Annotated in this window: 10 protein-coding genes; 3 read left to right on the top strand and 7 right to left on the bottom strand. The window is 73.9% G+C overall.

The features are described from left to right. Positions 1-229 precede the first annotated feature (229 nt). The 4 genes from AC5FZL_RS05385 to AC5FZL_RS05370 all read right to left on the bottom strand — a co-directional run bounded on the left by AC5FZL_RS05385 (position 230) and on the right by AC5FZL_RS05370 (position 6311). Positions 230-1831, bottom strand: coding sequence for a methyl-accepting chemotaxis protein (locus AC5FZL_RS05385; protein WP_493617541.1), 1602 nt, complete (start codon positions 1829-1831; stop codon positions 230-232). A 38-nt stretch (positions 1832-1869) separates the two neighbouring features. Further along, positions 1870-2319 (bottom strand): chemotaxis protein CheW, encoded by a 450-nt coding sequence (locus AC5FZL_RS05380; protein WP_493617540.1) that lies wholly within the window; start codon positions 2317-2319, stop codon positions 1870-1872. 1 nt (position 2320) lies between these two features. Further along, the gene (locus tag AC5FZL_RS05375) at positions 2321-4645 is read right to left on the bottom strand and encodes a chemotaxis protein CheA (protein WP_493617539.1); all 2325 of its coding nucleotides are present in this window, start codon (positions 4643-4645) and stop codon (positions 2321-2323) included. Positions 4646-4709: 64 nt separating this feature from the next. Next, positions 4710-6311 carry a methyl-accepting chemotaxis protein gene (locus AC5FZL_RS05370; protein WP_493617538.1) on the bottom strand — a complete coding sequence of 534 codons (1602 nt, stop codon included), beginning with the start codon at positions 6309-6311 and terminating at the stop codon, positions 4710-4712. A 119-nt stretch (positions 6312-6430) separates the two neighbouring features. Between AC5FZL_RS05370 and trxA the strand changes: the two genes are divergently transcribed. After that, the gene (gene trxA, locus AC5FZL_RS05365; RefSeq protein ID WP_493617537.1) at positions 6431-6799 is read left to right on the top strand and encodes a thioredoxin; all 369 of its coding nucleotides are present in this window, start codon (positions 6431-6433) and stop codon (positions 6797-6799) included. Between the two features lie 40 nt (positions 6800-6839). Here the strand turns inward: trxA and AC5FZL_RS05360 are convergent, their stop codons facing one another. The 3 genes from AC5FZL_RS05360 to arsB all read right to left on the bottom strand — a co-directional run bounded on the left by AC5FZL_RS05360 (position 6840) and on the right by arsB (position 9460). Beyond that, on the bottom strand, positions 6840-7787 hold the full coding sequence (locus tag AC5FZL_RS05360) for an ATP-binding protein (protein ID WP_493617536.1): 948 nt from the start codon (positions 7785-7787) through the stop codon (positions 6840-6842). 126 nt (positions 7788-7913) lie between these two features. Continuing rightward, positions 7914-8336 (bottom strand): arsenate reductase ArsC, encoded by a 423-nt coding sequence (locus AC5FZL_RS05355; protein WP_493617535.1) that lies wholly within the window; start codon positions 8334-8336, stop codon positions 7914-7916. Then, the gene (arsB, locus tag AC5FZL_RS05350; protein WP_493617534.1) at positions 8333-9460 is read right to left on the bottom strand and encodes an ACR3 family arsenite efflux transporter; all 1128 of its coding nucleotides are present in this window, start codon (positions 9458-9460) and stop codon (positions 8333-8335) included. Before arsB ends, AC5FZL_RS05355 begins: the two co-directional genes overlap by 4 nt. Positions 9461-9584: 124 nt before the next feature. Between arsB and AC5FZL_RS05345 the strand changes: the two genes are divergently transcribed. Continuing rightward, positions 9585-9932, top strand: a complete 348-nt coding sequence (locus AC5FZL_RS05345) for a metalloregulator ArsR/SmtB family transcription factor (protein WP_493617533.1) — start codon at positions 9585-9587, stop codon at positions 9930-9932. A 13-nt stretch (positions 9933-9945) separates the two neighbouring features. Then, positions 9946-10470 (top strand): GNAT family N-acetyltransferase, encoded by a 525-nt coding sequence (locus AC5FZL_RS05340; protein ID WP_493617532.1) that lies wholly within the window; start codon positions 9946-9948, stop codon positions 10468-10470. Positions 10471-10477: the final 7 nt, after the last annotated feature.

The following is a 10477-nucleotide window of genomic DNA, read 5'->3' as shown; positions in this document are numbered from 1 at the left end:
GCGTCGGCTCCGAGGCCGGTGAGCAGCACCTCGGCGACCAGGCGGCCGCCGGGCAGGCGCACGAGGTCGAACCCGAGCGTGGCGGCGCTGACGAGGGAGTAGGGCACGGCGCCTCCTGAGGGGTCGAGGCGCCAGCGTGACGGGCGCTGCCCGCACGCGCCAGCGGCCGTCACCCACTCGCACCAGGCGAGGGGTGACGGCCGCTGGGGACGGGCCGGGCCGAGGGGGCTCAGTAGGTGAAGCGCGACACCGTCGTGCGCAGGTCCGCGGCCATCCGGGACAGCTCGTCCACGGCGGTGCGGGTCTGGGTCAGGGCCTGGGTGGTGGACTCCGCCGCGGTGGACACGCCGGTGATGTTCTGGGCGATCTCCCCCGAGCCGCTGGCGGCCTCGGAGACCGAGCGCGACATCTCGTTCGTCGTCGCGGTCTGCTCCTCCACCGCCGAGGCGATGGTGGTCTGGAAGTCGCTGATCCGCCGGATCGTCTCGCTGATCCGCCCGATCGCCTCGACCGCGCCGGAGGTGTCGGCCTGGATGGTCTCCACGCGGCGGCCGATGTCCTCCGTCGCCCGCGCCGTCTCCTGCGCGAGCTCCTTGACCTCGTTCGCCACGACCGCGAAGCCCTTGCCGGCCTCCCCGGCGCGCGCCGCCTCGATCGTCGCGTTGAGCGCGAGGAGGTTCGTCTGCTCGGCGATGGAGGTGATGACCTTGACGACGTCGCCGATCTCGCGGCTGGAGTCGCCCAGCTTCACGACGGTGGCGTTGGTGGCCTCGGCCTCGGTGACCGCCGCGGCGGCCACGTGCGCGGCCTCGTTGGCGTTCTGGGCGATCTCGCGGATGCTCGCGCCCATCTGCTCCGCGCCGGCCGCCACGGTCTGCACGCTGCGCGAGACCTCCTCGGCCGCCGTGGAGACCACGCCGGACTGCGCGCTCGTCTCCTCCGCCGACGCCGAGATCTGCGCGCTGGACGCGGACAGCTCCTCCGAGGAGGCGGCGACGGCGGTGGCGGAGGCGGCGACGGACGCCATCACCGAGCTCAGCCCGGCCTGCGCGGTGGCGAGGGACTGGGCCATGCGGCCCAGCTCGTCGCCGGAGGTGACCGCCGGGACGACGGTGAGGTCGCCGCCGGCCAGGGCCTCGAGCGAGGTCTGCACCGAGCGGACGGTGGCCATGATCCGGCGCACGACCAGCACGGTCAGGGCGACGGCGACCGCGATGGAGATCAGGGCGGCGAGCACGAGGGTGCGGATCGCCGTGTCGGCCTCGGCGTCCGCGGCGGCGCGGCGCTCGGCGGCCTCGTCGGACTGGGCGACGCCCTCGGCCTCGAGCGCGTCGGCGATCTGGGTGAGCAGCGGGCTGGAGACGTCGCGGTAGACCTGCGCGTAGGTGGCGAGGTCGCCGCGGTCGGCGGCCGGGAAGAGCTCGCTGGCGTTGCTGGCGAGGAACGCCTCGCGGGCGGTGGTGTACGCCGCGATGGCGTCGGCGTCCACGACGAACGGCTGGTACTCGGCGAGGGCCGCCTCGATGTCGGCGCTCTTCTCGTCCATCTCCCCCAGCAGCTCCTGGCGGCGCTCGGGGTCGGAGACCGCGTACTCGAGGACGCGGGCGCGGTGGGCCGCGGTGGCCCGCTGCACCGCCGACAGCGCGTTCAGGGGCTTGAGGTTCTCGCTGTAGAGGACCTCCTGCCCGTCGCGCAGGGCGGTGATGCGCTGGATCGCCACGACGTTCGTGCCGATCACGACGAGGGCGAGCAGGGTGACGACGGCGCCGATCTTGGCGGCGATGGACCGGTCGTTGAACCAGCCGTGCCGAGCACGTGCGGTGGTGCCCATGAGGATGCTCCAGGTCGTTTCGAGGGTTCGGGGGACCGTCAGGCGCCGACGGCGCGGTTCACGTCGAGGGCCAGCAGCAGCTGCCCGTCGAGCTTGTAGGCGCCGCGGATCAGCTCGCGGGCCCGGCCGTCCATCGTGTCCGGCGGGGACTCGAAGTCGCGGACGTCGACGTCGACGACGTCGGCGATGCTGTCGACCAGGAGGCTCACCGCTTCGCCGTGCAGGCGCACGACGATGACGACGGCGTCGGTGCCCTCCGGGCGCGGGGTCAGGCCGAGGCGCTCGCGCAGCTCGATGGCCGTGACCACCTGGCCGCGGAGGTTGATGAGGCCGGCCACGGCGGCCGGTGCGAGCGGCACGCGGGTGAGGTTCTGGCTGCGCAGGACCTCCTGCACGTGCTCGACCTCGACGCCGTACAGGTCGCCGTCGAGCCAGAAGGTGGCCAGCTGCTCGGTGGCGCCGCGCACGGGGGCGGTGGTAGCAGTCATCTCAGACCTCCAGCAGGCCGGACGGGACGCCGGTGGCGTCAGTGGTGGCGTCAGTGGTGTGGGGCGCGGAGAAGAAGGACGGGTCGGCGGCGAGGATCGCCGCGCGCACGTCGAGGAGCTCGGTGACCTTGTCGCCGAAGACGGCGGAGCCGACCAGGCCGAGGTCGTCGATGTCGCTGCGGACGGCGGCCTCGCCGTCGACGATGTCGAGGATCTCCTCCACGACGATGGCCACGCTGCGGCCGTGGTCGGCGTAGACGACGACCTCGAGGGTGTCGCGCTCGGTGTCGCCGAAGGCGCCCAGGTGCCGGTCGAGGCGGACGATCGGCAGGATCGCGCCGCGGTACTGCACGACCTCCCGCGAGCCGACCCGCTCCACCGCCGACGTCCTGACCTGCTCCAGGCGCGTGACGGTGTCGAGGGGGATGGCGACCTGGCGGCCACCGCCGATGGCGGCCAGCAGCATCCGCTGGCGCTCCTCGACGCTGGTGGACGCGACGGCCCGCGACTCCTGGCGGTCGGTGGCCTCGGTGCGCAGGGCCCGGCGGGCCAGGGCCTGCACGTCGAGGATCAGCGCCACGGCGCCGTCGCCGAGGATGGTCGCCCCGGAGTAGAGGCCGATGGACTTCAGCTGCCCCCCGACCCCCTTGACGACGATCTCCTCGGTGTTGATGACGCGGTCGACGATGAGGCCGAAGCGGCGGCCCTCCGAGCGGAGCACCGCGATGACCACGTGGCCGTCGGTGCGCTCGGAGGCCAGCCCCAGCACGTCGGCGAGGGTGACCAGCGGCAGCAGCTCGCCGCGCAGGCGGTACACCGGCGCGCCGCCGACGTCCTCGAGCGCGGTGGCCGCCTTCTCGGCGTCCAGCGCCACGAGCTCCTGGAGGCTGATCTGCGGGATGGCGTAGCGGTCGCCGGCGCACTCGACGGTCAGCGCCGGCACGATCGCCAGCGTCAGCGGGATGCGCAGGCGGCACACCGTCCCGGCGCCCGCGACGGACTCGACCTCGATCGTGCCGCCGATCGACTCGATGTTGGTCTTGACGACGTCCATGCCGACGCCGCGGCCGGAGACGTTGGTGACGGCCGCCGCGGTGGAGAACCCGGGCAGGAAGATCAGCTGGAGGACGTCGGCCGGGCTCATCCGGGCCAGCGCGTCGGCGGTGACCAGACCGCGCTCGACGGCCTTGGCACCGATCTTGGCGGGGTCGATGCCGGCGCCGTCGTCGGCGACCTCGACGACGACCTGCCCGCTCTCGTGGCGCGCGCGCAGGGTCAGCACGCCCTCGGCGGGCTTGCCGGCCGCGACGCGGTCGGCGGGGGCCTCGATGCCGTGGTCGACGGAGTTGCGGACCAGGTGGGTCAGCGGGTCCTTGACCGCCTCCAGGAGCGTGCGGTCGAGCTCGGTGTCGGCGCCGACCATCTCCAGGCGCACCTGGCGCCCGCACTGGGCGCCGAGGTCGCGGACGACGCGGGGCAGCTTCGACCACAGGTGGTCGATCGGCTGCATGCGCGTCTTCATCACGCCCTCCTGCAGCTCGCCGGCGATGAGGTTGAGCCGCTGGGAGGCGCGCAGCAGGTCCATGTCGACGCCGGAGGCGACCTTCTGCATGATCTGGTTGCGGGTGAGGACGAGCTCCCCGGTCAGCCGCATGAGCGCGTCGAGGACCTCGACGTCCACGCGGATCGAGGAGTCGGCGGCGGTGCGCCGCGAGGTCGGGGCCTCGGCGGGGGCGGGCTCGGCGGCCGGCACGGGCGCCGGAGCGGGCACGCGAGCCGGAGCCGCCACCGGAGCGGACACCGCGGGAGCGAGCGCGACGGCCTCCACGACCTGCACCGGCTCCTGCACCTGCACCGGCTCCTGCACCGGCTCCGGCTCCTGCACCGGCTCCGCAGCCGCGGGGGCGGGCTCGGCGGCGACCGGGGCCGGAGCGGCGGTGCCGGCGTCCAGCACGGCCTTGATGCTCGCCACGGCCGCGTCGACCTCGACGGCGCCCTCGGTGCCGTCGACCTCGATCTGGGTGAGCAGGGCCCGCACGGTGTCGACCATCTGCAGCAGCACGTCGGCCACGCCGGGGGTCATGGTCATGACGCCGTCGCGCAGCTTGGCGAGGAGGTTCTCGCCGACGTGCGCCACGGCCTCGAGCTTGTTGAAGGCCAGGAAGCCGCTGGTGCCCTTGATGGTGTGGATCGTGCGGAACACGCTGGCCAGGAGCTCACGGGCCTGGGGGTCCTGCTCGAGGGCCACGAGGTCGCGGTCGAGCTGGTCCAGGTTCTCGTAGCTCTCGACCAGGAACTCGCCGACGATCTCGTCCATGCCGTCCATCTGTCGTCCTCTGCTCGTGCGGATCGTCGGTCGTGGGGTTCAGGAGGTGCTTCGGCAGGTCGGGTCAGTAGGTGAAGCGCGCGACGGTGGTCCGCAGGTCGGCGGCCATCCGGGACAGCTCGTCGACCGCGGTGCGGGTCTGGGTCAGGGCCTGCGTGGTGGAGTCCGCGGCGGTGGCGACCCCGGTGATGTTCTGGGCGATCTCCCCCGAGCCGCTGGCGGCCTCGGAGACCGAGCGCGACATCTCGTTCGTCGTCGCGGTCTGCTCCTCCACCGCGCTGGCGATGGTCAGCTGGAAGTCGTTGATGCTGGCGATGATCGAGGAGATCTCGCCGATGGCCGTGACGGCACCGGCGGTGTCGCCCTGGATGGCCTGCACCCGGCGGCCGATGTCCTCCGTCGCCCGCGCCGTCTCCTGCGCGAGCTCCTTGACCTCGTTCGCCACCACCGCGAAGCCCTTGCCGGCCTCACCGGCACGCGCCGCCTCGATCGTCGCGTTCAGGGCGAGCAGGTTCGTCTGCTCGGCGATGCTCGTGATGACCTTGACGACGTCGCCGATCTCCCGGGAGGAGTCACCGAGCTTGGTCACCGTCGCGTTCGTCTGCTGCGCCACCGTCACCGCCTGCGCGGCCACCCGGGCCGCCTCGGAGGCGTTGGAGGAGATCTCACGGATCGAGGCGCCCATCTGCTCCGCGCCCGCCGCCACGGTCTGCACGCTGCGCGAGACCTCCTCCGCCGCGGTGGAGACCACGCCGGACTGCGCGCTCGTCTCCTCCGCCGACGCCGAGATCTGCGCGCTGGAGGCGGACAGCTCCTCCGAGGACGCCGCCACGGCGTCCGCCGAGGCCGCCACGGTGCCCATCACCGAGCGCAGGGCGCCGGTCGCGGCGTCCAGCGAGGCCGCCATCCGGCCCACCTCGTCGCGGGAGACGACCCCCGCGCTGCGCGTCAGGTCACCGGCCGCCAGGGCCTCCGTGACGTCCTGCACCCGGCGCAGGCCGCCCACGATCATCCGGGCGACGGCGAAGCCGAGCGCCAGGGCGAGGGCCAGGCCGATGACCAGCACGGTGGTCACCAGGGTGCGGGCGGAGGTGTAGGTGTCGTCGGCGGCGGCCACGACCTCGCCACCGGCGGTCATCTCCGCCTCGTTGAGGTCGGCCAGGACGGTGTTCATCGTGTCGGTGAAGACGCCGAGGCGCTCCTGCACGGCCCCGAAGGCGGCGAGGTCGTTGGCGCGGCTCGCGGCCAGGCCGTCGGTGTCGCGCAGGGCGGTGTACGCGGTCCACGCCTCCTCGAACTGGGCCACCAGCGCGGGGTCGCCGGCGGGGTCCGAGGCCCGGTAGGCGTCGAGCGCCTCCTGGACCGCCACCGCGTCGTCCGCCATCTGCTGCTCGCGGTCCGCCTTGGCGGCCTCGTCGAGGGAGACGACGTGGCCGAGGAAGTCGATCCGCGCCTCGCGCAGGCTGCTGCTCAGGTCGCCGAGCGACCCGATGGACGTCGCGCTCCCGGCGATCTGCTTCGCGCTGTCGTTGACCTGCCCCAGCGAGGAGATGGACAGGAGGCCGACGCCGGTGGCGACGAGCGAGGCAGCCGCCACCGCGGAGAGCACCTTCGGGGCGACGCCGAGGTCGCGGAAGGCCTGGAGGGGGGAGGCTGCGGGACTCATGAGCGTGCTCCTGGGAAGGGTGCGGATCGGGACCTGCACGGGGTATCGGCACGTCCGGTGCGGGGTTGAGGGCGGGATCACCCGGGAACAGCGCCGCCGCCGCGCTGGTTGGAGAGCGCATGACCACCACCGAGCTCACCGCCGCCGGCTTCCAGGAGGCCGTGAGCAGCAACGGCATCACGCTGGTCGACTTCTGGACGGACTGGTGCGGCCCGTGCAAGCGGTTCGCGCCCGTCTTCGAGGCCGCCGCTGAGCGCCACCCCGACATCACCTTCGGCAAGGTCGACACCGAGGCCGAGCAGGGCCTCGCCGCCGCCGCCAACATCACGTCGATCCCGACGCTGATGGCCTTCCGCGACGGGGTGCTCGTCTACTCCGAGGCCGGGGCGCTGCCGCCGCAGTCGCTGGAGCAGCTCATCACCGCGGTCCAGGAGCTCGACATGGACGAGGTGCGGGCCAAGCTCGCCGGGCACCAGCACAGCGCCTGACCAGCGGGCCTGATCCACCGGGCCTGATCGGCCGGCCTGGTCAGCGGGCCTGGTCCGCCAGCCGCGCGACGACCTCGTCGAGGTAGGCCCGGCGCACCGCCGCGTGCCCGGCGAGGCCGGAGAACGCCAGCAGCTCGCCGCGGGCGCTGAGCGCCTCGGCCTCCTCCAGGGCGTCCCGGTAGCGCAGGGCGTCCCCGCCGGCCTGCACCGGCACGCGCAGGTGCAGCGTCACGCTGGGACGGTCCTCCGCTGCGGCCCGCGCCAGCTGCGTGCGCACCTGGGTCCGGACGTCGGCGAAGGCCCGTGCCGCGGCGTCCAGGCGCTCGGCCACCGCGCGCTCGGCCACCGCCGCCGCGCTCGACGCGGGCTGCGGGTCGAGCAGCACCAGCTGGAGCTCGCGGATGAGGTCGTCCATGTGCTCCTTGGCCGCCAGGAGGTCCTGGACGGGGACCGCGGGGACCTCGACGTCGTGGAGCGCCGTGCCGGGCTCGTCCGGGGGCGGCGGGACGTCGTCGTCCAGGTCGCCCCACAGGGCGAGGAGGTCCTCCTCGCTCGGGCCGGCGTCGAGGCGCTCCTCGGTGCTCAGCTCGCACCACACCCGCTTGCCCCGGCCCGGGTCCAGGTCGCAGCCCCACCGCACGGCGACGCTCTCGACGAGCACCAGCCCCCTGCCGCTGGTGGCGCTCGCGCGGGCGGCCGCCATCACCGGGACGGCCGGGGAGCAGTCGTGCACCTCCACCCGCGCCCCGCAGGGCACCTCGTGGACGACCACGTCGAAGGGGCTGCGCGCGTGGAGCACCGCGTTGGCCGCGAGCTCGGAGGTGAGCAGGCCTGCGTCCTCGGCGAGCTGGTCCAGGCCCAGGTCGTGCAGGCGCTGCTCGACGAAGCGTCGAGCAGCGCGCACGGCACCGGCGTCGGGGTGGTAGCGCGTGCGGGCCTGGACGCCGGCCTCCGCCGCGGGACTGCTCGCGCCGCCGGCTGCGCTCACCCCGCTCGGCCCCCTCTGCGTCCACGCGCGAGCCCCACGGCGGGTTTGCGCTCGCGAACCGTAACCGTTCGTCACCGAGAATGACAGAGGTGTGAGCCGGTCCCCTTCCGGGCCGGACGCCGCCCGTCAGCGCCCGGCGGGCAGCAGGTCGGCCAGGAGCGCCTCGACCCGCCCGCGGATCTCGTCGCGGATCGGGCGCACGGCCTCGAGGCCCTGGCCCGCCGGGTCGTCCAGGGCCCAGTCCTCGTACCGCTTGCCGGGGAAGATCGGGCACGCGTCGCCGCAGCCCATGGTGACCACGGCGTCGGAGGCCTGCACCGCCTCGGTGGTGAGCACCTTCGGCTGCTCGGCGGTGATGTCGATGCCGACCTCCGCCATGGCCTGCACCGCGGTCGGGTTGATCTGGTCGGCGGGCATCGAGCCGGCCGAGCGCACCTCGACGGCGCCCCCGGACAGGGCGGTCATGAAGCCTGCGGCCATCTGGGAGCGGCCGGCGTTGTGCACGCAGACGAAGATCACGCTGGGTCGGTCGGTGGCGGTCTCGGTCACGAGGTCCTCCGGTCGTCGGTGCGGGGGCGGGCGGGGACGGTGGGGTCACCGGGGAAGAACCGGCGTCCCGCCCACCGCGAGACGTAGACCAGGGCGACGAGCACCGGGACCTCGATCAACGGCCCGACGACGCCGGCCAGCGCCTGGCCGGAGGTGACGCCGAAGGTGCCGATCGCCACGGCGATGGCGAGCTCGAAGTTGTTGCCCGCCGCGGTGAAGGACAGCGTCGCGGTCTTGGCGTAGCTCAAGCCCAGGCCGCGGCCGAGGGCGAAGGAGCCGCCGAACATGACCAGGAAGTAGGCCAGCAGCGGCAGCGCGATCCGGACGACGTCCCAGGGCTGGGAGGTGACCGCCTCCCCCTGCAGGGCGAAGAGCACGACGATCGTGAACAGCAGCCCGTACAGGGCGACCGGGCCGATGCGGGGCAGGAAGCGCTCCTCGTACCAGGTGCGCCCCTTGACCCGCTCTCCCAGCGCACGGGTGAGGAAGCCGGCGACCAGCGGGATGCCGAGGAAGACCAGGACGCTGAGCACGATCGCCGCGACGGAGAAGTCGGCGCTGGCCGTCTCCAGGCCCAGCCAGGCCGGCAGGACCTGCAGGTAGAACCAGCCGAGGGCGGCGAAGGCGACGACCTGGAAGACGGAGTTGATCGCGACGAGGACGGCGGCGGCCTCGCGGTCGCCGCAGGACAGGTCGTTCCAGATCAGGACCATGGCGATGCAGCGGGCGAGCCCGACGATGATCAGGCCGGTGCGGAACTCGTCGTGGTCCGGCAGCAGGAGCCACGCGAGGGCGAACATCAGCGCCGGGCCCAGCACCCAGTTCAGCACCAGGGAGGCCGCCAGGAGCCTGCGGTCGCCGGTGACGCGGGAGGTCTCGCTGTAGCGGACCTTCGCCAGCACCGGGTACATCATCAGCAGCAGGCCGATCGCGATCGGCAGGCTGATCGAGCCGACCTGCACGGCGTCGAGGGTGTCGTCGAGGCCGGGGACCGTCCGGCCCAGGAGCAGGCCGAGGGCCATCGCGGCGACGATCCAGACCGGCAGGAACCTGTCCAGGACGGACAGGCGCGCCAGCACCGGGCCGTCGGCGGCGACCGGTCGCTCCGCGACGACGTCGCTCACCGGTGCCCCCTCCTCCTGCTCAGCGGCGGCGCTGCGCCTCGACATGATCTCCGGCGGACCCTCGCAGGGACATCGACGGCTGTCAACATCGACACAGGTGAATACCTGGTGCCAGACTCGGCCCATGGTCGCCACCCTGGCCCTCACCCCGACCGCGCCGGCCTGCTGCGCGCCGCTGGTGCGGGAGCCGCTGAGCGCGGAGGACGCCGCGGCCTTCGCCCGCACCCTCAAGGCGATCGCCGACCCGGCGCGGCTGCGCCTGCTCTCGCTGGTGGCCGCGCACGAGGGCGCGGAGGCCTGCGTCTGCGACCTCACCGAGTCCCTCGGGCTGAGCCAGCCCACGGTCTCCCACCACCTCAAGGTGCTCGTCGACGCCGGCCTGCTGACCCGCGACAAGCGCGGGGTGTGGGCGTACTACGCCCTCGTCCCCGGCGCGCTCGACGCCGTGGCCGCCGTGCTCACCACCCGCTGAGGCCCGGCCGCCGATGCCTGCCGCGAGCGCCCGCGCCGTCGTCCCGCTGCGGCCCGAGCACTGGCCCGGCGTGCGCGAGGTCTACGCGGCCGGCATCGCCACCGGCCACGCCACCTTCGAGGCCGAGCCGCCGGACTGGCCGGCCTTCGACGCGGCGAAGTCGCCCGCGCACCGCCTCGTCGTCGTGGACGCCGGCGGCCTCGTGCTCGGCTGGGCCGCGGTCTCGCCGGTCTCGGACCGCTGCGTCTACGCCGGCGTGGTCGAGCACTCCGTCTACGTCGCCCCGAGCGCGCGCGGGCAGGGCGTCGGCCGGCTGCTGCTCGAGTCCCTGGTCGCCTCCACCGAGGCCGCGGGCATCTGGACGCTGCAGTCGGCGGTCTTCCCGGAGAACACCGCGAGCCGGGCCCTGCACCGCGCCGCGGGCTTCCGCGAGGTCGGGGTGCGCGAGCGCGTGGGCCGCATGCCGTCGGGCCCGCTGGCCGGGCGGTGGCGCGACGTGGTCGCCGTGGAGCGGCGCAGCTCCGTCGTGGGCCTCTGACCCCGCG

Source organism: Quadrisphaera sp. DVD1, from assembly GCF_058932755.1.
This window is presented reverse-complemented; position numbering and strand designations above follow the sequence as displayed.